Consider the following 23,601-nt stretch of genomic DNA (forward strand, 5'->3'; position numbering starts at 1 on the left):
TTCGCCACTTCATCGAGCGGGAACCCGCGGCCATTGTCGTCGATCGTCAGCACGAGCGCGTGAGGGCCGCGGCCCAGGCCAAGCTCGACCCGCGTCGCACCGCCGTGGCGCACGGCATTGGCCACCGCTTCGCGCACCAGCTGCTGGATCTCGAAGACGAGACGCGCCGGGATCGCGGTGGTCCGGTCACGGTCTGGAAAGTCGACCTCGATGCTCCACTGGCGCTCGATCTGCGCGACGGTGACCGACAGTTCATAGGCCAGATCGCGGTCGCCTGGCAGAATTTCGTTCTGGCGCAATCGCCGGATGATCGCGCGGATGTGATTTTGTTCGTCCGCCAGGCCCTCGTGCAAAGATTGCAGCTCCGGCAGGGGATCGCCACCATTGCGCACCATCGAACAGAGCGCGGCGATGCGGAAGCTTGCGCCGGCGAGCGACTGGGCGACGCTGTCATGCAGGTCGCGCGCGATCGAGCCGCGCAGCCGGATCATGGCCGCTTCGCTGGTGACCTCGGTCAGCTGCTGGCGATCCATCGCGAGGGCGATTTCGCGGCCGATTTCTTGCCCGACGCGCAAGTGGTCGGCCGTCATGCCCCGGATCTGCCCGATCAGCAGTTGCCCGACACCCGTGGCACTGCGCAGGGGGATGCACAGCCCCTGATACATCGCGATGACCTTGGTCAAACCGGGGGCCGGCTGCGACGTTTGCGCGGATACGTGGGAACCGTCGCTAAGCACCAGCCCGCGTCCTTCCTTGATGTCGAACAGGGTGACGTGGGTCGGTGAATTGAGCCTGATCGAATCCGGCGGGTAGGTGCGCTGGCTGTCTTCGGCCAGCCCTTCGGTCAGGACCGTGATCCGCGGCTCTTCCTCGTCCGACCAGGCCAGCGCGATCTGGTTGCCGCCAACCACCCGCCGCGCATAGGCCAGCAGATCGGCCAGCAGCATCTGCTGGTCGTCGGGCACCGCCGAGAAGCGCGGAACCTTGATGCCCATGTTCTGGGTTCCGAACCAGACCAGCACGAGCGACATGATGCCGATATAGGCCAACCGGCGGGTGAACCTTGGCAGGTCGATCGGCAGGCCCGCGCGGTGCATTTCAAGCCCGACGAAGAAGAAGCAGAGTCCGACAAACAGCCCCATCCATGCCGTGACCCGCCAACCCCAGCGGCTGTTCGCGGACAGCATCAGGAAGGCGAAGAAGCTGAGGAACGGGCTGACGAAATCGCTGCCCTTCTGCTCCGTGAAATAGATCGCCGTCAGGAAGACCAGGATGTCGAACGCCTGGGCCGGGATCGCCAGCACGTGATCGTACCACCAGCTGCGCCACGCCACGACCATCAGGATCAGCGCCGTGCCCAAATAGGAGACCAGCAGTACTATGCCGAACGCGTTCACCCTGACCGGCTGGACCGGGTCAAGCCAGATGGCGATGACAAACGAGAATGCGATGACCGTCCGACAAGTCGCGATGACGCGGCTTGACCGGTAATCGAACGTATTTCGGATCAGGCTGCCAAGGTCGATACGGTGCTTGTTGGCAGCCTTCATGTCAGGCCGCGAGACGCAGTTCCATGCGCTGCCAGATTTCCACCAGCGCGGCGGTCAGGTCACGCATCATCGCCTCGGTGTGCGCCGGCCCCGGGGTGAAGCGCAGACGCTCGGTCCCGCGCGGCACGGTCGGGTAATTGATCGGCTGCACATAGACGCCGTATTCGGCGAGCAGGATGTCGCTGATCTTCTTGGCCTTGACCGGATCGCCGACCATCAGCGGCACGATGTGCGTGGTCGAATCCATCACCGGCAGCCCGGCTTCGCGGAACAGCCGCTTGAGCGTGGTGGCGGCGGCCTGCTGGCCTTCGCGCTCGACCGAGCTCGACTTGAGGTGGCGCACCGAAGCCAGCACGCCCGCGACCAGAACCGGCGAAAGGCTGGTGGTGAAGATGAAGCCGGGAGCATAGGAACGGATCACGTCGATGATCCGGTTGTCGGCCGCGATATAGCCGCCCATCACGCCGAACGCCTTGCCCAGCGTGCCCTCGATGATGTCGATGCGGTGGGCCGCCTCGTCGCGGTCGGTGATGCCGCCGCCGCGCGGGCCGTACATGCCGACAGCGTGGACTTCGTCGATGTAGGTGAGGGCGTTGTACTTTTCAGCCAGGTCGCAGATCGCGTGGATCGGGGCGACGTCGCCTTCCATCGAATAGACGCTTTCGAAGGCGATCAGCTTGGGCAGCGCGGGGTCTTCAGCCGCCAGCAGCTCTTCGAGGTGTTCCAGATCGTTGTGACGGAACACGCGCTTTTCCGCGCCCGAATTGCGGATGCCCGCGATCATCGAGGCGTGGTTGAGTTCGTCCGAAAAGATCACGCAGCCCGGCAGCACCTTGGCCAGGGTGGAGAGCGTCGCATCGTTCGAGACATAGCCCGAAGTGAACAGCAGCGCGCCGTCCTTGCCGTGGAGGTCAGCCAGCTCGGCCTCGAGATCGACGTGGTAATGGGTGTTGCCGCCGATGTTGCGGGTGCCGCCGGAACCGGCGCCGACATCATTCAGCGCTTCTTCCATGGCCGCGATGACCTTGGGGTGCTGGCCCATCGCCAGATAGTCGTTCGAACACCACACGGTGATGTCCTTGGGGCCGTTGTGCCCGGCAAAGCAGCGCGCGTTGGGATAGGCGCCGCGATTGCGCAGGATGTCGATGAATACCCGGTACCGGCCTTCGGCGTGGAGTCGCTCGATCGCCTGGTCGAAAATATGCTCGTAATTCACGTCGGCCTTGCCTCCGTTGGGGCAGCGAGTCCCGTGCCTCTTTGCCGCGCGCTCTACTCCAAGTTTCGTTTCAAGACTAGAACGATTTAGGGTGAAGCAGGAAGGGCGGCAGACTGCCGAATCCGTCCGACACTTGCGAAGGGTGGTCCTTGTCGAACAGCGCAAGATAGTCGTGTCCGGGGATCACGACGAGTTCCGGCGCTTCGCCGCTGAGCGCCTTTATGGTTAACAGCCAGCTGAAAACCTCGCCCCGATTTTCCGGCGCGAACCATTTTGTGACGAGGTTTGAACGCGCACGGATCTCCTGCCAGGGCTGCGCAAAGGTCGCGATGTCGCCGGTGAACAGCAGCTCGCGGCCATCGGCAAGGCGGACATAGATCATTTGCGAGCCGGGCGTGTGGCTGGGCGCGGGAATCACCACGATGCCGGGAGCCACCGCGCGCGGCGCGGAACCGGTGATCCGCGCGGCGGGAGGGTTGCGGCCCTTCCAGTCAAGGTTTGCGGCTGGCCGCGCAGGCGGCAGCTGCGCCTGACCCAGCATGGCCGCTTCGGACAGCGCCGTCCCGCCATGCGCGACGAGCGCGCCTTCGTGATCAGGATGCTCGTGCGTGAGCAGGATCAGCCCGGCCGTGTCCATCGCGGCCTCGACCTTGGCCTGCCGTTCCGGGGCGAAGTCTTCCAGATTCATCGCCGCGGCATCCTTGGCGGTGATGCCCGAGTCGATCAGCACCGGCTTGCCGCCGGGAACCAGCAAACGGAACGCCATGATCGAGACGAGCTTGCGCTTCATCCCGCTGCCCGCGACGAACAGGTTGCCCGGCAATCTGCGCCAGGCCACGTGCTGCACTTCGACCGCGACCGGAGCCTGCCCGGGAATGCTGGCGGCGAGCCGCCGCAGGTCTTCGATGTGGATCGGTTTGGCCACCGCGTTGCCCGGCCGATTGTCGAGCAGCAGCCAGTAGTAGGGCACGCCGACGATCAGCAGAAGCAGCACCAGCACGATGTTGAGCCGCTTCGTCACTACAGTACCTCCACCCGTTCCAGCCCCGCGTCCTTGAGCGTGTCGGCCAGCGCCGCCAGACTGTTATCCTGCTTCGTGAACAGTGCAAGATCGCCGATGCTGCGGGCGAATGGCTGGCCCGCGGTCAGGGCGGCGATGCGGCGTGCAATCCCCGCCGCGCCATCGACGAACTGCACGCCGGGGCCGAACGCCTTGGCCAGTTCGTCGCGCAGCAGCGGGAAGTGGGTGCAGGCCAGCACCACGGTGTCGATGTCCGCGCCGCCCGGCTGATCGCGCAGGCCCGCCGCCGCGCGGGCAAAGACCGCCGGATCGACCGGTTCGCCGCGCAGCTTGGCCTCTGCCGCGCCAACCAGTTCGCCCGCCGCAAACCGCAGCAGCCGCTTGCCTTGCGCGAATTCAGCCTCGAGCCGGTCGACGTAGCCCTGCCGGATCGTTGCGGCGGTGCCGAGCAGGCCGATCGTTCCGGTGCGGGTCATCGCGGCGGCGGGCTTGATCGCGGGAACCGTGCCGACGATCGGCACGTTGAGCACGTCGCGCACCATGCCCAGCGCGATCGTGGAGGCGGTGTTGCAGGCGATGCAGATCAGCCGCGGGTGATAGCGCTCGGCCATCCGCCCGAGCAAGCCGCAGACCCGCGCGGCGACTTCGGCCTCGCTCTTGGTGCCATAGGGCAGGCCGCCGTTGTCGGCGGCGTAGATGACCGGCGCAGCGGGCAGCACCTTGCGCACTTCCGCCAGAACCGAGAGGCCGCCGACGCCGGAATCGAACAGCAGCAGCGGCGCATCCGCATCCATAATCGTTGCAAACCCCATCATCGGCCCTTGCCGGTTCCCCGCCCTTGTAGCTACGAGTGAGGTGAAATGGGAAGGGACGCAATGGAAAGCATTTATGCGCTCGCCTTGGGGTATCTGCTTGGTTCGGTCCCCTTTGGCCTGATCCTCACCCAGCGGTTTGGCGCGGGAGACCTGCGTACGATCGGCTCGGGCAATATTGGCGCCACCAACGTGCTGCGCACCGGGCGCAAGGAATTGGCGGCGGCAACGCTGCTGCTCGATCTGCTCAAGGGCCTTGCCGCGGTGTGGCTGGCGCAGCGCTGGTGGCCTGCCGCCGCGCCCGTTGCGGCGCTTGGGGCGGTCCTGGGGCATTGCTTTCCGGTTTGGCTCGGGTTCAAGGGCGGCAAGGGCGTGGCGACCACCATGGGCGTCGTGCTTGGCCTCGCCTGGCAACTTGGGCTGGTCTATGCGGCCACCTGGCTGGTGATGCTGGCAATCACCCGCATTTCCTCGCTCTCGGGCATGACGGCGGTGATCGCAGTGCCGGTCGCGGCCTGGCTACTGGGCCGTCCCGATCTGGTTGCGGCGCTGGGCGCGATTGCCGCGCTGGTAGTGGTGCTGCACCGCGCTAATATCGGGCGGCTGCTGTCCGGCACGGAACCAAGGGTCGGCTCGAAGGGCAAATGACGGTGCTGACGCAGGAGGAAGCCTTTGCGCGCATCCGCCTGCTGCGCTCGCCCAATATCGGCCCGGTATCCTACCGCCAGCTGCTTGGCCGGTTCGGCACGGCGGACGCGGCACTGGGGGCCTTGCCCGATCTTGCGGGGCGGGGCGGGGCGCCTTACCGCCCGGCCAGCGAAGCGCGCGTTTCGGCCGAAGTGACGCGCACCCGGCAGGCCGGGGCACGTTACCTGTTCCACGATTCCCCCGAATATCCGCCGCTGCTGGCCGAGCTGGACAGCGCGCCACCAATCCTGACACTGCGCGGCGATCCTGCGCTGGCGGCGCGGCCCTGCGTGGCGATCGTCGGCGCGCGCAATGCTTCGGCCGCGGCGGTCAAGCTGGCACGGCAATTCGCGGGCGAACTGGCCGAGGCGGGCTTCGTCGTCGTCTCGGGTCTGGCGCGCGGGATCGACGGCGACGCGCACGAGGCGAGCCTGGCGGGCGGCACGATCGGCGTGATCGCCAGCGGGATCGACATCGCCTATCCGCCAGAGCACGCAGCTCTGCAGGAGCGGGTGGCAAGCGAAGGCCTGCTGCTGGCCGAACAGCCCGCCGGGACCGAGCCGCTCGCGCGCCATTTTCCCTCGCGCAACCGGATCATTGCCGGGCTGGCAACCGGAACGCTGGTGGTGGAAGCCGCGCCCAAATCCGGCTCGCTGATCACCGCGCGGCTGGCGGCAGAGGCCGGGCGCGAGGTGATGGCGATCCCCGGCTCGCCGCTCGATGCGCGCGCGCAAGGCTGCAACCAGTTGATCCGCGACGGTGCGGTGCTGGTGCAATCGGCTGCCGACGTGGCCGAACTGCTGACCGGTTTTACCGGCGCGCCGCGCTCCACCTTCCGCGAGCAGGCCGCGCACTATGCCGCCTTGCCCGACGATCCGGACGAGCCTCCCGCCGACATTGCCGCCCTGCTGACCATCGCGCCGGTCGCGGTCGATGAACTGATCCGCCAAAGCGGGGAAAGCGCGGCGGCGGTGCAACTGGCCTTGCTTGAACTGGAACTGGCAGGCAGACTGGTGCGGCACGCGGGCGGAAGGGTAAGCCTCGCGGCCTGAATGGAGGCGCTATGGGCAGGTTCCCCTCTCGCATGTTTCGCTGGGCGGCGATCTATGGCGTGATCGTGTTGACGCCGCTCTACCTGGTGCCGCTGCCGCGCGTGGGGGCGGAGACTTTCCTCGGTTTCATCGGGCTGGCGCTGGTGTTCCAGGGCGTGTTCTGGACGATCGGCGGCGATCCGGTGAAGTTCCGCACGCTGATGCCCTATGCGATTGCCGAAAAGTTCGTCTTTGCGCTGCCGGCGATCACTCTGTTTTTCATCGGCGTTACGCCGCCCACGATCGCGCTGTTTGCCGCGATCGACGTGATGCTGGGGATCGGGTTCATGATTGCCTGGCAAAGGACGCCCGTCGGCGCTTGACGCTGGGGCGTGGAGGGCGTCACCCTCGCGCGTACGTATACACGTGAGGATTTCGCTTAACCGCCATGCAACTCGTCATCGTTGAATCCCCGGCCAAGGCCAAGACCATCGAGAAGTATCTCGGCAAGGACTACAAGGTCCTCGCCAGCTATGGTCACGTTCGCGATCTGCCGCCCAAGGACGGTTCGGTCCGCCCGGACGAAGACTTCGCGATGGACTGGGAGCTCTATGGCGACAAGCAGCGCCAGGTGAAGGCGATTGCCGACGCCGCCAAGGGGGCCGACCGCCTGATCCTCGCGACTGACCCTGACCGCGAAGGTGAGGCGATTTCGTGGCACGTGCGCGAACTCTTGGCCAAGCGCAAGGCGCTGCCCAAGGACGTCCAGCGCGTCACCTTCAACGCGATCACCAAGCAGACCGTGACCGAGGCGATGCAGCACCCGCGCGAGCTCGATCAGGATCTGATCGACGCCTATCTGGCGCGCCGCGCGCTGGATTACCTGTTCGGCTTCACCCTTTCGCCGGTGCTGTGGCGCAAGCTGCCCGGCGCGAAGAGCGCGGGCCGCGTGCAATCGGTGGCGCTGCGCCTGATCGTCGAGCGCGAGCGCGAGATCGAGCTGTTCCGCCCGCAGGAATACTGGAACGTTATTGCCACGCTTGAGCAGGGCGGCACCGCCTTTCCCGCGCGGCTGGTCAAGTTCGAAGGCGAAAAGCTTGAACGGTTGAGCCTTGGCGAAGCGGGCATTGCCGCGCGCGCCAAGGCGGCGGTCGAAAGCGGAATGTTCCGCGTCGAAGAGGTCGATACCCGCCCGCAGCGCCGCAATCCCTATCCGCCGTTCACCACCTCGACCCTGCAGCAGGAAGCCGCGCGCAAGCTGGGCTTTTCGGCCAGCCACACGATGCGCGTGGCCCAGACGCTGTATGAGGCGGGCGCGATCACCTATATGCGTACCGATGGCGTGCAGATGGACCCGAGCGCCATTTCCGCCGCCCGCGCCGCCATCGCGGAGCGCTACAGCGGCCACTTCCTGCCCGAAAAGCCACGGATCTACGAAACCAAGGCCAAGAACGCCCAGGAAGCCCACGAAGCGATCCGCCCGACCGAGTTTACCCGCGATCACTATGGCAGCGGTGACGAGGCGCGGCTCTATGACCTGATCTACAAGCGCGCGATGGCGAGCCAGATGGCCTCGGCCAGCCTGGAGCGCACCACCGTCACCCTGCGCGACGGCACGGGCCGTAACGAACTGCGCGCGACCGGCCAGGTCGTGAAGTTCCCGGGCTTTCTCGCCGTTTATGAGGAAGGGCGCGATCAGAAGGCCGATGGCGATGACGAGGACGGCGCGCTGCTGCCTGCGCTTGCCGTGGGCGATGCCCCGGTCAAGCAGGGCGTGGAGGCCAGCCAGCATTTCACCCAGCCGCCGCCGCGCTATTCCGAAGCGAGCCTGGTCAAGCGGCTGGAAGAACTGGGCATCGGTCGCCCGTCAACCTATGCCGCCACCTTGCAGGTGCTGAAGGATCGCAATTACGTCCGCACAGAAAAAAACCGTTTCTTTGCAGAAGAGTCCGGGCGACTTCTCACCTCGTTTCTGGAACGCTTCTTCCCCCGTTATGTCGCCTATGACTTCACCGCGGGCATGGAGGATGAGCTTGATGACGTCTCCGGCGGGCGGGCCGAATGGAAGCACGTGCTCGAAGCCTTCTGGAAGGACTTCAAGCCCAAGTCCGACGAGGTGATGGAGAAGAAGCCCTCGGAAGTGACCGAGGCGCTTGATGAATTCCTGGCCGATTACCTGTTCCCGCCCAAGGAAGACGGCAGCGATCCGCGCAAGTGCCCGGCCTGCGCGGCGGGGCGGCTGTCCTTGCGCGGCGGACGCTTCGGGGCGTTCATTGCCTGCTCGAACTATCCGGAATGCAAATTTACCCGCAAGTTCGCCCAGCCTGGCGGCAACGGCGATGGCGGCGAGGATGGAGAACTGGGCAAGCACCCCGAGACCGGCGAGCCGATCACCCGCAAGGTCGGCCGGTTCGGCCCATACCTTGAAATGGGCAGCGGCAAGGAAGCCAAGCGCGGCAATATCCCCAAGGACATCGGTGAACTGACGCTCGACTGGGCGGTCAAGTTGCTCTCGCTGCCGCGCAGCATTGGTCCGCATCCCGAGACTGGTGAGGAAATCACCGCAAGTATCGGGCGTTATGGCCCATACCTTGCGCACAATGGCAAGTATGCCAAACTTCGCAGCACGGCCGAAGTGTTCGAAACCGGCATGAACAGCGCGGTCGCCAAGCTGGCCGAGGCGGCCAATGGCGGCGGGCGCGGCGCGCGCGCTGCGGCCGAGCCGCTCAAGACCTTCGGCCCGCACCCCGAAAGCGGCGGCGAGATCAAGCTGATGGCCGGGCGCTATGGCCCTTACGTGACCGACGGCACCACCAATGCCACCCTGCCGCGCGACAAGCAGCCCGAAGAGCTGACCGCCGAGGAAGCGGTCGTGCTGATCACCGAGAAGGCCGCGAAAGGCCCGGCGAAGAAGGGCGGGCGCAAGAAGGCTGCCCCCAAGAAGGCCGCCGCGAAGAAGCCTGCCGCCAAGAAGGCACCAGCGAAGAAGGCACCGGCCAAGGCCAGGAAGCCCGCTGGCGAGGCGGCAGCCGAGGCCATTTCCGACGACGAAGTGCCGTTCTGATGGCCGAGAAGTTCGAACGCCATCGCCAACCCTGGAAGGCGGACGAGGTTGCCAAGCTGCGCACCCTCGCCGCCAAGGGCAAGGGCCTCAAAGAAATCGCCAAGGCGCTCAATCGCAGCGAGGAATCGACCAAGGAGCGCGCCAAGACCGACGGGATCGGCATCGCGAAGCTGCGATAATTAGCGCACCCACTCCAGCCCGATTTCTTCGTAGATTTCCTTGTCGTCTTCCCAGCGTTCGTCGACCTTGACGTGCAGGAAGAGGTGGACCTTGGTCCCCAGGATTTCGGCCAGTTCCTTGCGCGCGGCCTCGCCGATGGCCTTCAGTTTCGAGCCGCCCTTGCCCAGCACGATGCCCTTCTGGCTATCCTTGGCGATGACGATCTGCTGGTGGATCTCGACCGAGCCGTCCTTGCGCACGGTGTAGCTTTCCGGGCGCACGATCGAATCATAGGGCAGTTCGTCGTGCAACTGGCGGTAGAGCTGCTCGCGGGTGATTTCGCAGGCAAGCAGGCGCTCGGAGGCATCGGACACCTGATCCTCGGGATAGTGCCATGGCCCCTCGGGCATCAGTGCGGCAAGCCGGGTTTTGAGTTCGGCCACGCCGTCGCCGGTCAGGGCGGAGATGAAGAACACCTCGTCGAATTGGCCGTCGCCCGCCAGCGCCTGGGCCGTTACGAGCAGCGGTTCCTTCGCCACTTCGTCGACCTTGTTGAGCACGAGGATCTTGCGCTCGGGCCGACCTTTCAGGTTCTCGAGGATCGGTTCGAGGTAATCGAGCTTCTTCTTGCGGCCATCGACCACCAGCAGGATCGCGTCCGCCTCTACCGCGCCTTCCCAGGCGGCGGCGACCATCGCGCGGTCAAGCCTGCGCTTGGGTGCGAACAGGCCGGGGGTGTCGGCCAGGATGATTTGCGTCTCGCCTTCCAGCGCGATCCCCATCAGCCGCGCGCGGGTGGTCTGCGCCTTGGCCGAGACGATCGCGACCTTCTGGCCGACCAGCGCGTTGACGAGGGTCGACTTGCCCGCATTGGGCGCGCCGATAACGGCGACGAGGCCGCAGTGCTGAGTCATCCAAATCTCTCCATGAAGGCCGCGGCAGCCTGGGTTTCGGCTTCGCGCATCGAGCTGGCGGTGGCCTCGGCCTCGCCCACGCCGTTGATGCTGACCGCGACGGTGAAGCGCGCGGCATGATCGGGTCCGCTGCGTTCGACCAGCCGGTATTCGGGCATCTTGCGGCGGTTGCCGGCGGCCCATTCCTGCAGCGCGGACTTGGGGTGCTTGGCCTTGCCGGTCTTGCCGCCGACATGGCCGGCCCACAGGCGGCGGACCATGTCGCGGGTCACGTCGAAGCCGTGGGTGACGAAGCTTGCCCCGATCAGCGCCTCCATGACGTCGCCCAGGATATTGTCGCTGTCCTGACCGCCATCGTCGCGCGCCTGCTTGCCCAGCAGCATGTGCGGGGCAAGGCCGATCTCGCGCGCCACGCGGGCGCAAGTCGTGCGGCTGACCAGTGCGTTGAGGCGCTGCGAGAGGCGGCCCTCGTTGCCGTCTTCCAGCTTGTAAAGCCATTCGGCGATGACCATGCCCAGCACCCGGTCGCCGAGGAATTCCAGCCGCTGGTAATCGCGCGCCGCCCCGGTGCTGCCGTGGGTCAGCGCTTCCAGCCAGAGCGGCTCGTCAACCGGTGGCCGCCCGGCGAGGGCGGTCAGGAATTCGTGGGTTTCGCGCGCCAGCACGGGGCCTCAGAAGGTTCCGCCGATCCGGCTCCACCGCGCGGCGGTGAACCAGGTCCAGGGCTTGAGCCATTCGGCCCCGCCATCGGTCGAGAACATCATCACCGTCGCACGGCCAACCAGGTTGTCCATCGGCACCATGCCGATGCCCTGCCCCGGTTGCGCCTCGAAGCGGCTGTCTTCGGAATTGTCACGATTGTCGCCCATCAGGAACAGGTGGCCTTCGGGAACGATGAATTCCTCGGTATCGTCCTGCGGGCGCGGGCCGAGGTCGAGCACGTCGTAGCTCTTCCCTTCGGGCAGCGTCTCGCGGTAGCGCGGATAGCGGCAGACGTCGGTCCCGTCGGCCAGCTTGGCGGCGAACTGGGCTGAGACGCAGCGGGTATTTTCGCTCACGGGAATTTCGAAATCGCCGATCCGCTCCTTGGGCACCGGCTTGCCGTTCAGCCACAGCACCCCGCCGCGCATCTGCACATGATCGCCGGGCAGGCCGATCACGCGCTTGATGTAATCGACATCGTTGAGCGGGGGCTGTTTGAAGATCACCACATCGCCGCGCTTGGGCGTGGAGGCGAGGATCCGCTCCTCGGGCAGCAGGCCAACGCTGAAGGGCAGCGAATAGCGCGAGAAGCCATAGGGCCACTTGGCCGCGAGCAGGTAGTCGCCGTTTTCAAGCCGCGGCAGCATCGATTCGCTGGGGATGTTGAACGGCGCGAAGATGAAGCTGCGGAAGATCACCACCACCAGCGCCAGCTTGAGCACGAAGACGGGGAAGCTGTCTTCCTTCTTCGCGGGCTTCACCGCCTTTTCAGGGGGGGTGTCGGCGGCGGCGGCGATGGTCGGTTCGGTCATAGATGCGTCCATGTTGGTCCGGCCCGCTCTCGTCAAGTGCGTCCGTCACGTGTGGTGGCTGTCTCGGCCCGGAAACATTTGCCCCCGAATGAGCCTCGTGAATACGTTTTCCACGCTTGGCCCCGGCTGCGGGCGCGGGCATAGCTGCATTTCTGCCAATCACCGGAGTAAAACGATGAACGACGCTGTAGCCGCGGCTTGGACCAAGCTTCACGCACTGGACAGGCCGACGCTGGCGCAGCTTTTCACCGATCCCGGGCGGCTCGATGCGCTGTCCGCCAGGCTTGACCTGCCCGGCGGCGCGGTGCGGTTCGACTGGTCCAAGACCCACCTCGACAGCGCGGCAATCGCCGCGTTCGAGGCGCTGGCCGCAGCGGTGGATTTTTCCGGCAAGCGCGCCGCGATGTTCGCGGGCGATGCGATCAACGTGACCGAGGGCCGCGCGGTCGAACACACCGCCCAGCGCGGCCTCGGCAATCCCGACAGCGTCGAACTGGCCGAACTGTTCCACGCCCGCATGGCCAGCCTGGTGCGGGTGATCCACGCCGGGGCGCTGGGCGAGATCAAGCACCTCATCCACATCGGCATCGGTGGTTCGGCGCTTGGCCCGGCGCTGGCGATCGACGCGCTGACCCGCGACGGGGCGATGGTCGACGTCCATGTCGTCTCGAACATCGACGGGGTGGCGCTCGAAGCCGCGTTCAAGGCCTGCGATCCGGCGACCACGCTCATTGCGGTCGCCTCCAAGACGTTCACCACCACCGAGACGATGACCAACGCCGCATCGGCGCTGGCCTGGCTGACCGAGGGCGGGGTGGCCGATCCCTATGGCCGGGTGGTGGCGCTGACCGCCAATCCCGACAAGGCGGTGGAATGGGGCGTCGATGAAACCCGCGTGCTGCCGTTCTCGGAAAGCGTTGGCGGGCGTTACTCGCTCTGGTCGTCGATCGGCTTTCCGGTGGCGCTGGCGGTGGGCTGGGAAGAGTTCGCCGAATTCCTTGACGGTGCGGCAGCGATGGACCGGCACTTCCTTGAAACCGACGGCGCGGCCAACCTGCCGCTGCGGGCCGCGTTTGCGGACCTCTATTACGCCCGCCTGCGCGGTTGCCAGACCCGCGCGGTGTTCGCCTATGACGAACGGCTGCGGCTGTTTCCCGATTATCTCCAGCAGCTCGAGATGGAATCGAATGGCAAGGCGGTGAAGGCCGATGGCTCGCCCGTCGATGGGCCGACCGCGCCGATTACCTGGGGTGGGGTGGGGACCGACGCGCAGCACGCGGTGTTCCAGCTGCTCCATCAGGGGACCAACCTTGTGCCGGTGGACTTCATCGCCAGCATCGCGCCCGGCGACGAGCTGGACCCGGCGCACCACCGCAACCTCCTTGCCAACTGCTTTGCGCAAGGCGCGGCGCTGATGGCGGGTAAGCCCGGCTCCGATCCGGCGCGGGCCTATCCGGGGGATCGCCCGTCGGCCACGATCCTGTGTGAAGACATCAACGCGGCCACGCTGGGCGCGCTGATTGCATTCCATGAACACCGCACCTTTGCGGGCGGCGTGCTGATGGAAATCAACAGCTTCGACCAGTTCGGGGTGGAACTGGGCAAGGAAATCGCCAAGTCGATCCTGGGCGGCGGCGCCACCTTTGATGCCAGCACCGAGGCGCTGCTGGCCGAGGCGGGGATCAAGTAGGCAGGCTATCTCTGCCGCGAGGAAATCCGTCTGGCCATTCGCTGGCCGCGCGCCCATATGCGCTTCGTAACAGGAGTTAGCGATGGCCGAGTTTGACTATGATCTGTTCGTGATTGGCGCCGGTTCCGGCGGGGTCCGGGCCAGCCGCATTGCCGCCTCACACGGGGCGCGGGTGGCGGTGGCCGAGGAATTCCGCGTTGGCGGAACCTGCGTGATCCGGGGCTGCGTGCCCAAGAAGATGATGGTCTATGCCAGCCACTTCGCCCACGTGCTGGGCGATACCGAGCGCTATGGCTGGACGATCGAGAGCGCGAGCTTCGACTGGGCCAAGCTGCGCGATTTCGTGGCGAGCGACGTTGACCGGCTTGAGCGCGCCTACACCTCCACTCTGGCGAACAACAAGGTCGAGCACTTCGCCGAACGCGCGGTGGTAACCGGCGCCCATACCGTGCGGCTTTCCTCGGGCCGGGAAATCAGCGCGAAATATATCCTGATCGCCGTCGGCGCCTGGCCGGTAATGCCCGAAATCGAGGGGGCGGAGCATTGCATCACCTCGAACGAGGTGTTCCATCTGCCGGAATTGCCCAAGCGGGTGGTGATCCAGGGCGCGGGCTATATCGCGCTGGAATTCGCGGGCGTGTTCAATGCGCTGGGGAGCCAGGTCACCGTGGTCAACCGCAGCGACAAGATCCTGCGCGGTTATGACGACAGCCTGACCGAACGCCTACTGCCGATCATGCAGGCGCGCGGGATCGAATTCGGCTTCAACCGCCCGATCCGCAAGGTCGAAAAGCTGGCCGACGGCTCGCTGCTGGTTCACGCGGGCGAGGGCGAGCCGATTGCCGCTGACGTTGTGCTGGTCGCCACCGGCCGCCGCCCCAAGACCGACGGTCTGGGCCTCGAAAGCGCCGGCATCACGCTTGGCGCGAATGGCGAGGTTCCGGTCGACGATTACAGCAAGACCGCGTGTGACAGCATCTATGCCGTGGGCGACGTGACCGACCGGGTGCAGCTGACCCCGGTGGCGATCCGCGAAGGCCATGCCTTTGCCGATACCGTGTTCGGCGGCAATCCGCGCTCCACCGCCTATGACGCGATCCCCAGCGCCGTGTTCTCGCAGCCGCCGATTGCCGCCGTGGGCCTGACCGAAGGCCAGGCGCGCGAGGCCGGGCACGAGGTGAAGGTGTTCACCTCCGACTTCCGCCCGATGCAGAATATGTTCGCCTCGGTGCCCGAGCGCGGCTTTTACAAGCTGATTGTCGATGGCGCCTCGGACAAGGTGCTGGGCATCCACATGATCGGCCCGGATTCCCCTGAAATCCTGCAGGCCGCCGCGATCGCGGTGAAGGCCGGGCTGACCAAGGCCCAGTTCGATGCCACCGTGGCGCTCCATCCCAGCATGGCGGAAGAACTGGTGCTGATGCGCTAGGTTGCGCCGGGCCGCCAAGCCGCTAGTCTCCCCCTCAAATTCGACGGGGAGACGAACATGGCCGGGACAGTGCTGGTAACGGGTGGCAGCGGCTATATCGCGGGGGAAACGATCCGCCAGCTGCTCGCCGCAGGGTGGACGGTGCACACCACGGTGCGCAACCTTTCGCGCGAAGCTGAGCTGCGGGGCTTGCTCGGCGGGACGCCTGAAACGCTCAAGTTCTTCGCGGCAGACCTGATGGCGGACGCGGGCTGGGCCGAGGCGGCGGCGGGCTGCACGCACCTGTGCCATATGGCCTCGCCGCTTCCGGCCAATGCGCCCAAGCACGACGACGAACTGATCGTGCCCGCCCGCGACGGGGCGCTGCGGGCCTTGCGCGCGGCCAAGGCGGCCGGGATCAAGCGGGTAGTGATGACCTCGTCGATGGCGGCGGTCGCCTATGGCCACGGACGCGGCAAGAGCCGGTTTACCGAGGCCGACTGGACCAACGTCGCCAGCCCCGATGCCTATGCCTATGTCAAGTCCAAGACCATCGCCGAACGCGCCGCGCGCGATTGGGTAGCGGCCGAGGGCGGCGACATGGAGTTTGTCACGGTCAACCCGGTGCTGGTGCTGGGGCCGCTGCAATCGGCCGATTTCTCGACCTCGCTCGAAGCGATCAAGAAGCTGCTCGACGGCTCGATGCCGGGCCTGCCGAACTTCGGCTTCGGCCTGGTCGACGTGCGCGACGTGGCCGACATGCACATGCGCTGCCTGACCGCACCAGACATGGCGGGCGAACGCTTCCTTTGCTCCGGCCGGTTCCTGTGGATGAAGGACATCGCCGCGATCCTGAAGGACGGGCTGGGCCAGCAATCGCGCAAGGTGCCCACGCGCCGCCTGCCCGACTGGCTGGTGCGCATCGCCGCGCTGTTCGATCCGCTGATCCGGCAGGTGCTGGGCGAACTCGGCAACGAGCGCGAGGCCGATACGAGCCACGCCCGCGAGAAACTGGGCTGGGCGTCACGTCCCGAGGCGGAAACCATCCTCGACACCGCGCGCGACATGATCCGGCTGGGGGTGGTAAAGGTTTAGGGTTGTGCGCTTGTAAGGCAGATTGCGGGATCATCATTCCAAGCGTTGCCGTTCCGGACACGACAACATTGCGAACATCGAGGTATTCGTACACTTTTGGCGCGATGGACCTACCCCTCGATCCCGAATTGGCTCTCCCGAGTCTGCCCTTTGGCACCAGCCGGCATGACGTGAGGCGCTTTTTTCCGGGCGAGCCGCACCCTTTTCGCCGCACACAAGCGGATAGGGAGAGCGACTATTGGGCGGAACTTGGAATTTTTGCCTATTACGACGATGCTGAACGGCTTGAGGCGCTCGAACTTGCTTCACCGGCCCGTCCAGTCGTCTCGGGGGAAACGTTGACTTGCCTCACATTGCATAATGCAAAACAGCTGCTGAGGCACCTCGACGCCACGATCGAAGAAGAGAGTGGCGCCGCAACTTCCAAGGCTCTTGGGTTAGCGATTTGGACGGGGGCGGGTGAGGACGGGATTGTGGAGGCTGTCTTACGTTTCGCAGAGGGCTACTACGATTGAAATCCAAGTCCGCTTTCCCCGACAAACCAGTCGTTCGCCGCGATCCCTGACGTCCTCGAAAGCAGCCTGAGCAATCACCTCACGCCAGCCGGTACGGCACAACCCCCCGGCTGTCCGGATCGACCGTGATCGGCCGGTCGCTGGGCGGGAAGGCGCGCTGGTCGCAGTCGGCGCGGGGGCAGATGCGGCAGGAGATGCCGATACGGGTGGCGGCGCGCGGGGAGGTGAGGTCGAGCCCGTCGGCATAAACGAATTCGGCGGCGTGTTCCGCCTCGCAGCCGAGCGCCACAGCATAGCGGCGCGGCGCGCGGTCGTAGGAGCCGGATGGCTTAACCAGCCCCTTGGCCATCGAGACATAGCGCACCCCGTCCGGTGTTTCGGCCAGCTGCACCAGGATCCGGTCAGGGATGGCGACGGCCTCGTGCACGATCCACAGCGGACAGGCTCCGCCGAAGCGGGCGAATTGCAGGCGGGTGGCGGAATGGCGCTTGGTGATGTTCCCGGCCATGTCGACCCGGCAAAAGAAGAACGGCACGCCCTTCGCATCCTCACGCTGGAGGGTGGAGAGGCGGTGGCAGGCCTGTTCGAAGCTGGTGCCGAAGGTCTGCGCCAGCCGGTCGATATCGTGGCGCACGGCGCGGGCCTCGGCGCGAAAGCGGCGATAGGGCATCAGCAGCGCGCCCGCCGCATAGTTGCACAGGCCCACGAACAACAGCTGGCGCGAGGCCGCGCTGGCGAGCCGGGCGCTTTCCACCACGGCGCTGATCTCGTCCTTCAGCGCAAGGGCCGCAAGCTGGTGGGCCAACTGGAAGCGGCGGCTTTCGGCAGGCTGGCCGGGATCGATGGTGAGGTGGCCCATCTCGGCATCGAAACTGCGCAGCCCTGCCTGCGCCGAATAGATCAGCGAGATCGACAGCGCATCTTTCAGGTAGCCCTCGATAGCTGCCGTTTCGGGCGCAAGACCCCGGCCTGACAGCGTGGCGGCGAGCGCTTCGGCCGCGCGGTCGATAGAATCGACGTAGTTGTTGGCGAAGTGGAACCAGTCGCGCACTTCTTCCCATGGCAGGCGGGCGACGGTGCCGGTCTCGGCCGATAGCGCCTCATCCACCATCTGCAGGCGCTGCTGGGTGCGGCGATAGGCTTCGTGGAGCGCGATGAAGCGTTCGGACAGCTGCGGCTGCTGTTCGGCAAAGCGGGCGAGTTGGGCGGCGTCCATCGGTTCGGCAAAGATCGGGTCGGCATTGGCCTCGCGCAGCGCGGCGAGGCGCTCTTCGGCATCGCCTGCGCCGATCTCGCGCCAGTCGAGCGGGAAGGCGCGGGCCAGCCGCTCCACCAGCGCCGGGGTTAGCGGACGGTCGTCGTTCTCGAGCTGCGAGAGGTAGGACGGGCTGATCGCGAGGCTGGCGGCAAGTTCCGACTGCTTGAGCCGGCGCTCGATCCGGATCGCACGCAGCTGGGCTCCGGCAAAGATGCGGCGCTGGGTTTGCATGGCGCTGTTCTACTTTGCAAAGTCGGACTTCGCAACTTTGCAAATTCACATTAGACATTGCCGCGCCCCGCGCGCAGGGGAGAGGCTTCCAATTGTCATCTGCCGGGAAGAATCATGTCCGCAAACATCGCCGAAATGGAACGCCGCCGCGCCGCCGCGCGTCTGGGGGGCGGCCAGAAGCGCATCGACGCACAGCACGCCAAGGGCAAGCTGACCGCGCGCGAACGGCTCGAAATCCTGCTCGATGAGGGCAGCTTCGAAGAAACCGATATGTATGTCGAACACAACTGCGTCGACTTTGGCATGCCCGAAACGACCATCCCGGGCGACGGCGTGGTGACCGGCAGCGGCACGATCAACGGCCGCCTGGTCTATGTCTTCGCGCAGGACTTCACCGTGTTCGGCGGCGCCGTGTCGGAACGCCACGCGATGAAGATCTGCAAGGTGATGGACAACGCCATGAAGGTCGGCGCGCCGGTGATCGGCCTCAACGACTCCGGCGGCGCGCGCATTCAGGAAGGCGTGGCCTCGCTCGGCGGTTATGCTGAAATCTTCCAGCGCAACGTGCTCGCCTCGGGCGTGGTGCCGCAGCTCTCGCTGATCATGGGGCCGTGCGCGGGCGGCGCGGTTTACAGCCCCGCGATGACCGACTTCATCTTCATGGTGAAGGACAGCTCGTACATGTTCGTGACCGGGCCTGACGTGGTCAAGACCGTCACCAACGAAGTCGTCACGCAGGAAGAGCTGGGCGGGGCGGTGACGCACACCACCAAGACCTCGGTTGCCGACCTTGCACTCGAAAATGACATCGAGGCGCTGCTGACCGCGCGCGATTTCTTCGATTACCTGCCGCTCAACAACCGTGAGGAACCGCCCGTGCGGCCGACCTCGGACGCGTGGGACCGGCTTGAGGAAAGCCTCGACACGGTGATCCCGGCCAGCGCCAACCAGCCCTATGACATGCACGAAGTGGTGCGCAAGGTGCTGGACGAAGGCGATTTCTTCGAAGTGCAGCCCGCCCATGCCGGCAACATCATCGTCGGTTTCGGCCGCATCGAAGGCCGCACCGTGGGCGTCATCGCCAACCAGCCGATGGTCCTGGCCGGCGTGCTCGACATCAACTCGTCGAAGAAGGCCGCGCGGTTTGTGCGGTTCTGCGATGCGTTCAACATCCCGCTGCTGACCTTCGTCGACGTGCCGGGCTTCCTCCCGGGCACTGCCCAGGAACACAACGGCATCATCAAGCACGGCGCCAAGCTGTTGTTCGCCTATGCCGAGGCAACCGTGCCGAAGATCACCGTGATCACCCGCAAGGCCTATGGCGGCGCCTACGACGTTATGGCCTCAAAGCACCTGCGCGGGGATCTCAACTATGCCTGGCCGACCGCCGAAATCGCGGTGATGGGCGCCAAGGGCGCGGTGGAAATCATCTTCCGCCAGGACATCGGCGATCCCGACAAGATCGCGGAACGCACCAAGGAATACGAAGACCGCTTCGCCAACCCCTTCGTGGCGGCGAGCAAGGGCTTCATCGACGAGGTGATCCACCCGCACTCCACCCGTCGCCGCATCGCGCTGGGCCTGCGCAAGCTGCGCAACAAGCAGCTTGAGAACCCTTGGAAAAAGCATGACAACATTCCGCTCTAATTTGCTGCTTTTGATGTTGGCAGTCCCAATTGGAGGATGCGATTTGGTCCGTTCTCTGGCGGAAGACTCGCGTTATTGTGTCGCGCCAAAGCCATTGGAATTGCTGCCTAATTTGCCGGCAAAGAATGCGGTTGAACAGATGATCCTGGCGGAGGATTGCGTGCACCGTCAATCTTATCGCCTTGCAATTGCTCCGGGTTCCAACCGTGAAATTGCGGATGCTGCGGTAGCAGCCTGTCGCGATACAATCGTCGGCGAGGCTGCATTAAGGTTTAAGGCTAGTTATGGTCGAGATGCCAATGGGAGGGAGGAGCAAGACCTATTTGCTTACCTTCGTCCGAGATATGCAGACCAAGCTCTGTTCAACGTAACGTCTGCTCGAGCAGGAAAGTGCAAAATTCCATGAAACTTGGCCGTTTGAACCACATCGGCGTTGCAACGCCGTCTATCGCTGACTCGATCGTCTTCTACCGCGACGTGATGGGCGCGACGAAGATCCATGAACCCTTCGACTTGCCCGATCAGGGCGTGAAGGTGTGCTTTGTCGACACGCCTGGCGCGGATGGGGCGCTGAACGGCACCCAGATCGAACTGGTCGAGCCGCTGCCCGGTAACACCTCGATCAAGGGCTTTCTCGACAAGAACCCGGCGGGCGGCCAGCACCACATGTGCTACGAAGTGCCCGACATTCACGTCGCCAAGGCCGAATTCGAGGCCATGGGCAAGCGCGTGCTGGGCGAACCCCGCATCGGCGCGCACGGCACGCTGATCTTTTTCGTTCACCCGCGCGACATGGGCGGGATTCTGACTGAAATCATGGAAACGCCAAAAGAAGCGCACTGAGCGCAATCAGGAGAGAGAACCGGCATGGCCTACGAAACGATCACCGTCGATGTGTCCGAAAAGATCGCCACGATCACGCTCAACCGCCCGGAGCGGATGAACGCCTGCTCGCTCGACATGGCGGGCGAAATCAATGACGCGCTCTCCTCGATGGAAGGCGCGCGTGCGCTGATCATCACCGGGGCGGGCCGCGGTTTCTGCTCGGGCGCGGACCTTCAGGCGCGCGGCCAGAGCTCGATCTCGGGCGGCGAGGGCAGCTACATCGCGCTGACCCGCCACTACAACCCGCTGATGATCAACCTGGCGCGGCTCAACATGCCGATCATCACCGCGATCAACGGTGCGGCGGCCGGCGTCGGCTGCTCGATCGGCCTGTGCGGCGACTTCGTGATCTCGGGCAAGAGCGGCTATTTCCTCCAGGCCTTCGTCAACATCGGTCTCGTGCCCGATGGCGGCGCCAGCTGGATGCTGCCGCGCCTGATCGGCAAGGCCCGCGCCACCGAAATGATGATGCTGGGCGAAAAGGTCAGCGCTGAAAAGGCGCTCGACTGGGGCATGATCTACAAGGTGGTCGAGGATGACCAACTGCAGGCCGAAGCCCGCGCGCTGGCCACCCGCCTCGCCAATGGTCCGACGGTTTCCTACGCCGTGATGCGCAAGAACATCCTGACCGCGCTGGAAAACAGCTACGCCGAGCAGCTGCTCGCCGAAGCCGAAGGGCAGCGCATCGCTGGTTCGAGCGCAGACGCGGCTGAGGGCGGGCTGGCCTTCCTCGAAAAGCGCAAGCCCAACTTCCAGGGCAAGTAAGAACTCCAAGGGTAAGCAAAATGGCAAAGATTGAAGACTGGCAGGCAGCGGCGTCCAAAGAGGTCAAGGGCAAGGACCTGACCTGGCACACGCCCGAAGGCATTGACGTGAAGCCGCTCTACACGGCGGATGACGTGACCGCCGACCCCGGCCTGCCGGGCTTCGCTCCGTTCACGCGCGGCGTGCGTGCCTCGATGTACGCAGGCCGCCCGTGGACGATCCGCCAGTATGCCGGTTTCTCGACCGCCGAGGAATCGAACGCCTTCTACCGCCGCAACCTTGCGGCGGGGCAGAAGGGCCTGTCGGTGGCGTTCGACCTTGCCACCCACCGCGGCTATGACAGCGACCACCCGCGCGTGGTGGGCGACGTCGGCAAGGCGGGCGTCGCGATCGACTCCGTCGAGGACATGAAGATCCTGTTCGACGGGATTCCGCTGGATCAGATGTCGGTTTCGATGACCATGAACGGCGCGGTGATCCCGATCCTCGCGTTCTTCATCGTCGCGGGCGAGGAACAGGGCGTTCCGACGGAGCAGCTCGACGGGACCATCCAGAACGACATCCTCAAGGAGTTCATGGTCCGCAACACCTATATCTATCCGCCCGAACCCTCGATGCGGATCATTTCGGACATCTTCGCATATACCTCTGCCAAGATGCCGAAATTCAACAGCATTTCGATTTCCGGCTACCACATGCAGGAAGCCGGGGCGACCCAGGTGCAGGAACTGGCCTTCACCATCGCCGACGGCATGGAATACGTGAAGTACGGCGTCGCCAGCGGGCTGGATATCGACAAGTTCGCCGGCCGCCTGAGCTTCTTCTTCGCCATCGGCATGAACTTCTTCATGGAAGTGGCCAAGCTGCGCGCCGCACGCGTGCTGTGGCACCGCGTGATGACGAACCTTGGCGCGAAGGACGAACGTTCCAAGATGCTGCGCACCCACTGCCAGACCTCGGGCGTCAGCTTGCAGGAGCAGGACCCCTACAACAACGTCATCCGCACCACGATCGAGGCGATGGCCGCGATGCTGGGCGGCACCCAGTCGCTCCACACCAATGCGCTGGATGAAGCCATCGCGCTGCCGACCGACTTCTCGGCCCGCATTGCCCGCAACACCCAGATCGTGATCCAGGAAGAAACAGGGATGTGCAACGTGGTCGATCCGCTCGGCGGGTCGTACTACATCGAGGCGCTGACCCAGGAACTGGTCGACAAGGCCTGGGAAATCATCGAGCGCGTCGATGCCGAAGGCGGCATGGCCAAGGCGGTTGCCGCTGGCTGGCCCAAGGCGATGATCGAGGAAGCCGCCGCTGGCCGCCAGGCCCGCGTCGACAAGGGCGAAGACGTGATCGTCGGCGTCAACAAGTACAGGCTTGCCAGCGAAGACCAGCTCGAAACGCTGGAAGTCGACAACCACGCCGTGCGCGAAGGGCAGATCGCCCGCCTCAAGCAGGTGCGCGCAAGCCGTGACGAGGCCAAGTGCCGCGCCGCGCTCGCCGCGCTGACCGAAGGCGCGAAGGCGGGTGGCAACCTGCTGGCGCTCGCCGTCGATGCCGCGCGCGAACGTGCAACGCTGGGCGAAATCTCGGATGCGATGGAAGCCGTGTTCGGCCGCTATGGCACCCAGCCGACCCCGGTGAAGGGCGTCTATGGCGCCGCCTATGCCGATGACAGCCGCTATGCCCAGGTCATCCAGGGCGTTGAGGCCGTGACCACCCGCCTTGGCCGGAAGCCCCGCATGCTGGTCGCCAAGATGGGCCAGGACGGCCACGACCGCGGCGCGAACGTGATCGCTTCGGCCTTCTCGGACATGGGCTTCGACGTGACTTCGGGGCCGCTGTTCCAGACCCCGGAAGAAGCCGCCAAGCTGGCGCTCGACGCGGGCGTCGACGCAGTTGGCGCGTCCTCGCTCGCCGCCGGGCACAAGACCCTGATCCCCGAACTGATCGGACACCTCAAGGCTGCGGGCCGCGCCGACATCAAGGTGGTTGCGGGCGGCGTCATTCCGCCGCAGGACTATGACTTCCTGCGCGATGCCGGTGTGCAGGGGATCTATGGCCCGGGCAGCAACGTGGTGGAATGCGCCGCCGACATGCTGCGCCTGCTCGGCCACAACATGCCGCCTGCGGAGTAAG

Annotated in this window: 22 protein-coding genes; 14 read left to right on the top strand and 8 right to left on the bottom strand. The window is 65.3% G+C overall.

Translation table 11 applies throughout. From position 1 onward, the window contains the following. From ACE3SN_RS06955 to murI, 4 genes are all read right to left on the bottom strand, one after another. The coding region (locus ACE3SN_RS06955) for a sensor histidine kinase (protein ID WP_374528700.1) at positions 1-1,550 on the bottom strand (1,550 nt) is incomplete at its 3' end. A 1-nt stretch (position 1,551) separates the two neighbouring features. After that, positions 1,552-2,766: a 5-aminolevulinate synthase gene (gene hemA / locus ACE3SN_RS06960; RefSeq protein WP_374528702.1), complete on the bottom strand. Its 1,215-nt coding sequence runs from the start codon at positions 2,764-2,766 to the stop codon at positions 1,552-1,554. Between the two features lie 76 nt (positions 2,767-2,842). Then, entirely contained in the window at positions 2,843-3,787 is a 945-nt protein-coding gene (locus ACE3SN_RS06965) for an MBL fold metallo-hydrolase (RefSeq protein ID WP_374528703.1), read from the bottom strand. Next, positions 3,787-4,602 carry a glutamate racemase gene (murI, locus tag ACE3SN_RS06970; RefSeq protein WP_374528704.1) on the bottom strand — a complete coding sequence of 272 codons (816 nt, stop codon included), beginning with the start codon at positions 4,600-4,602 and terminating at the stop codon, positions 3,787-3,789. Before murI ends, ACE3SN_RS06965 begins: the two co-directional genes overlap by 1 nt. Positions 4,603-4,662: 60 nt before the next feature. Between murI and plsY the strand changes: the two genes are divergently transcribed. The 5 genes from plsY (at position 4,663) to ACE3SN_RS06995 (ending at position 9,560) form a co-directional block, all read left to right on the top strand. Further along, a complete protein-coding gene (plsY, locus tag ACE3SN_RS06975) occupies positions 4,663-5,247 on the top strand; it encodes a glycerol-3-phosphate 1-O-acyltransferase PlsY (RefSeq protein ID WP_374528705.1) in 585 nt (194 codons plus the stop codon). After that, a complete protein-coding gene (gene dprA / locus ACE3SN_RS06980) occupies positions 5,244-6,338 on the top strand; it encodes a DNA-processing protein DprA (protein WP_374528706.1) in 1,095 nt (364 codons plus the stop codon). Before plsY ends, dprA begins: the two co-directional genes overlap by 4 nt. 32 nt (positions 6,339-6,370) lie before the next feature. Then, positions 6,371-6,700, top strand: a complete 330-nt coding sequence (locus tag ACE3SN_RS06985) for a hypothetical protein (RefSeq protein ID WP_374528707.1) — start codon at positions 6,371-6,373, stop codon at positions 6,698-6,700. A 65-nt stretch (positions 6,701-6,765) separates the two neighbouring features. After that, positions 6,766-9,381, top strand: coding sequence for a type I DNA topoisomerase (topA, locus tag ACE3SN_RS06990; protein ID WP_374528708.1), 2,616 nt, complete (start codon positions 6,766-6,768; stop codon positions 9,379-9,381). Continuing rightward, positions 9,381-9,560 (top strand): hypothetical protein, encoded by a 180-nt coding sequence (locus tag ACE3SN_RS06995; RefSeq protein WP_374528709.1) that lies wholly within the window; start codon positions 9,381-9,383, stop codon positions 9,558-9,560. Before topA ends, ACE3SN_RS06995 begins: the two co-directional genes overlap by 1 nt. On the opposite strand, the gene era is transcribed toward ACE3SN_RS06995, so the two are convergent. Genes era through lepB form a run of 3 tightly spaced genes read right to left on the bottom strand, consistent with a single transcriptional unit; the run spans position 9,561 to position 11,968 of the window. Further along, positions 9,561-10,454 (bottom strand): GTPase Era, encoded by an 894-nt coding sequence (era, locus tag ACE3SN_RS07000; protein WP_374528710.1) that lies wholly within the window; start codon positions 10,452-10,454, stop codon positions 9,561-9,563. After that, positions 10,451-11,119 (bottom strand): ribonuclease III, encoded by a 669-nt coding sequence (rnc, locus tag ACE3SN_RS07005; RefSeq protein WP_374528711.1) that lies wholly within the window; start codon positions 11,117-11,119, stop codon positions 10,451-10,453. Before rnc ends, era begins: the two co-directional genes overlap by 4 nt. A 6-nt stretch (positions 11,120-11,125) precedes the next feature. After that, positions 11,126-11,968 (bottom strand): signal peptidase I, encoded by an 843-nt coding sequence (lepB, locus tag ACE3SN_RS07010; protein WP_374528712.1) that lies wholly within the window; start codon positions 11,966-11,968, stop codon positions 11,126-11,128. 175 nt (positions 11,969-12,143) lie between these two features. Here lepB and pgi point away from each other — a divergent pair, with 175 nt between their 5' ends. The 4 genes from pgi to ACE3SN_RS07030 all read left to right on the top strand — a co-directional run bounded on the left by pgi (position 12,144) and on the right by ACE3SN_RS07030 (position 16,676). Continuing rightward, positions 12,144-13,658, top strand: a complete 1,515-nt coding sequence (gene pgi / locus ACE3SN_RS07015) for a glucose-6-phosphate isomerase (protein ID WP_374528713.1) — start codon at positions 12,144-12,146, stop codon at positions 13,656-13,658. A gap of 82 nt (positions 13,659-13,740) precedes the next feature. Further along, positions 13,741-15,087, top strand: coding sequence for a glutathione-disulfide reductase (gorA, locus tag ACE3SN_RS07020; RefSeq protein WP_374528714.1), 1,347 nt, complete (start codon positions 13,741-13,743; stop codon positions 15,085-15,087). 57 nt (positions 15,088-15,144) lie between these two features. Beyond that, complete coding sequence (locus tag ACE3SN_RS07025; RefSeq protein ID WP_374528715.1) at positions 15,145-16,161, top strand: NAD-dependent epimerase/dehydratase family protein; 1,017 nt, start codon at positions 15,145-15,147, stop codon at positions 16,159-16,161. Between the two features lie 104 nt (positions 16,162-16,265). Further along, on the top strand, positions 16,266-16,676 hold the full coding sequence (locus ACE3SN_RS07030) for a hypothetical protein (protein WP_374528717.1): 411 nt from the start codon (positions 16,266-16,268) through the stop codon (positions 16,674-16,676). 79 nt (positions 16,677-16,755) lie between these two features. Here ACE3SN_RS07030 and ACE3SN_RS07035 read toward each other — a convergent pair whose 3' ends face one another. Further along, the gene (locus ACE3SN_RS07035; protein ID WP_374528718.1) at positions 16,756-18,165 is read right to left on the bottom strand and encodes a short-chain fatty acyl-CoA regulator family protein; all 1,410 of its coding nucleotides are present in this window, start codon (positions 18,163-18,165) and stop codon (positions 16,756-16,758) included. Between the two features lie 114 nt (positions 18,166-18,279). On the opposite strand from ACE3SN_RS07035, the gene ACE3SN_RS07040 reads away from it, so the two are divergent. Genes ACE3SN_RS07040 through scpA form a run of 5 tightly spaced genes read left to right on the top strand, consistent with a single transcriptional unit; the run spans position 18,280 to position 23,600 of the window. Continuing rightward, positions 18,280-19,812 (top strand): acyl-CoA carboxylase subunit beta, encoded by a 1,533-nt coding sequence (locus ACE3SN_RS07040; protein WP_374528720.1) that lies wholly within the window; start codon positions 18,280-18,282, stop codon positions 19,810-19,812. Next, positions 19,793-20,218, top strand: coding sequence for a hypothetical protein (locus tag ACE3SN_RS07045; RefSeq protein WP_374528722.1), 426 nt, complete (start codon positions 19,793-19,795; stop codon positions 20,216-20,218). The genes ACE3SN_RS07040 and ACE3SN_RS07045 overlap by 20 nt, the downstream gene beginning before the upstream one ends. Further along, positions 20,215-20,655: a methylmalonyl-CoA epimerase gene (gene mce / locus ACE3SN_RS07050; RefSeq protein WP_374528723.1), complete on the top strand. Its 441-nt coding sequence runs from the start codon at positions 20,215-20,217 to the stop codon at positions 20,653-20,655. Before ACE3SN_RS07045 ends, mce begins: the two co-directional genes overlap by 4 nt. Positions 20,656-20,679: 24 nt before the next feature. Next, entirely contained in the window at positions 20,680-21,462 is a 783-nt protein-coding gene (locus ACE3SN_RS07055) for an enoyl-CoA hydratase-related protein (RefSeq protein WP_374528725.1), read from the top strand. 20 nt (positions 21,463-21,482) lie between these two features. Beyond that, positions 21,483-23,600 (top strand): methylmalonyl-CoA mutase, encoded by a 2,118-nt coding sequence (scpA, locus tag ACE3SN_RS07060; RefSeq protein WP_374528728.1) that lies wholly within the window; start codon positions 21,483-21,485, stop codon positions 23,598-23,600. Position 23,601: the final 1 nt, after the last annotated feature.

The organism is Novosphingobium sp. (genome assembly GCF_041915465.1).
Taxonomy (GTDB): domain Bacteria; phylum Pseudomonadota; class Alphaproteobacteria; order Sphingomonadales; family Sphingomonadaceae; genus Novosphingobium.

Bases quoted from the DNA above. Each gene is read 5' to 3' on its own strand.
- plsY (WP_374528705.1), top strand. From the start codon at position 4,663: ATGGAAAGCATTTATGCGCTCGCCTTGGGGTATCTGCTTGGTTCGGTC.
- ACE3SN_RS06985 (WP_374528707.1), top strand. From the start codon at position 6,371: ATGTTTCGCTGGGCGGCGATCTATGGCGTGATCGTGTTGACGCCGCTC.
- topA (WP_374528708.1), top strand. From the start codon at position 6,766: ATGCAACTCGTCATCGTTGAATCCCCGGCCAAGGCCAAGACCATCGAG.
- lepB (WP_374528712.1), bottom strand. From the start codon at position 11,968: ATGACCGAACCGACCATCGCCGCCGCCGCCGACACCCCCCCTGAAAAG.
- dprA (WP_374528706.1), top strand. From the start codon at position 5,244: ATGACGGTGCTGACGCAGGAGGAAGCCTTTGCGCGCATCCGCCTGCTG.
- ACE3SN_RS07055 (WP_374528725.1), top strand. From the start codon at position 20,680: ATGGCCTACGAAACGATCACCGTCGATGTGTCCGAAAAGATCGCCACG.
- ACE3SN_RS07040 (WP_374528720.1), top strand. From the start codon at position 18,280: ATGTCCGCAAACATCGCCGAAATGGAACGCCGCCGCGCCGCCGCGCGT.
- era (WP_374528710.1), bottom strand. From the start codon at position 10,454: ATGACTCAGCACTGCGGCCTCGTCGCCGTTATCGGCGCGCCCAATGCG.
- pgi (WP_374528713.1), top strand. From the start codon at position 12,144: ATGAACGACGCTGTAGCCGCGGCTTGGACCAAGCTTCACGCACTGGAC.
- scpA (WP_374528728.1), top strand. From the start codon at position 21,483: ATGGCAAAGATTGAAGACTGGCAGGCAGCGGCGTCCAAAGAGGTCAAG.
- gorA (WP_374528714.1), top strand. From the start codon at position 13,741: ATGGCCGAGTTTGACTATGATCTGTTCGTGATTGGCGCCGGTTCCGGC.
- ACE3SN_RS07045 (WP_374528722.1), top strand. From the start codon at position 19,793: ATGACAACATTCCGCTCTAATTTGCTGCTTTTGATGTTGGCAGTCCCA.
- mce (WP_374528723.1), top strand. From the start codon at position 20,215: ATGAAACTTGGCCGTTTGAACCACATCGGCGTTGCAACGCCGTCTATC.
- ACE3SN_RS07025 (WP_374528715.1), top strand. From the start codon at position 15,145: ATGGCCGGGACAGTGCTGGTAACGGGTGGCAGCGGCTATATCGCGGGG.
- ACE3SN_RS07035 (WP_374528718.1), bottom strand. From the start codon at position 18,165: ATGCAAACCCAGCGCCGCATCTTTGCCGGAGCCCAGCTGCGTGCGATC.
- ACE3SN_RS06995 (WP_374528709.1), top strand. From the start codon at position 9,381: ATGGCCGAGAAGTTCGAACGCCATCGCCAACCCTGGAAGGCGGACGAG.
- ACE3SN_RS07030 (WP_374528717.1), top strand. From the start codon at position 16,266: ATGGACCTACCCCTCGATCCCGAATTGGCTCTCCCGAGTCTGCCCTTT.
- murI (WP_374528704.1), bottom strand. From the start codon at position 4,602: ATGATGGGGTTTGCAACGATTATGGATGCGGATGCGCCGCTGCTGCTG.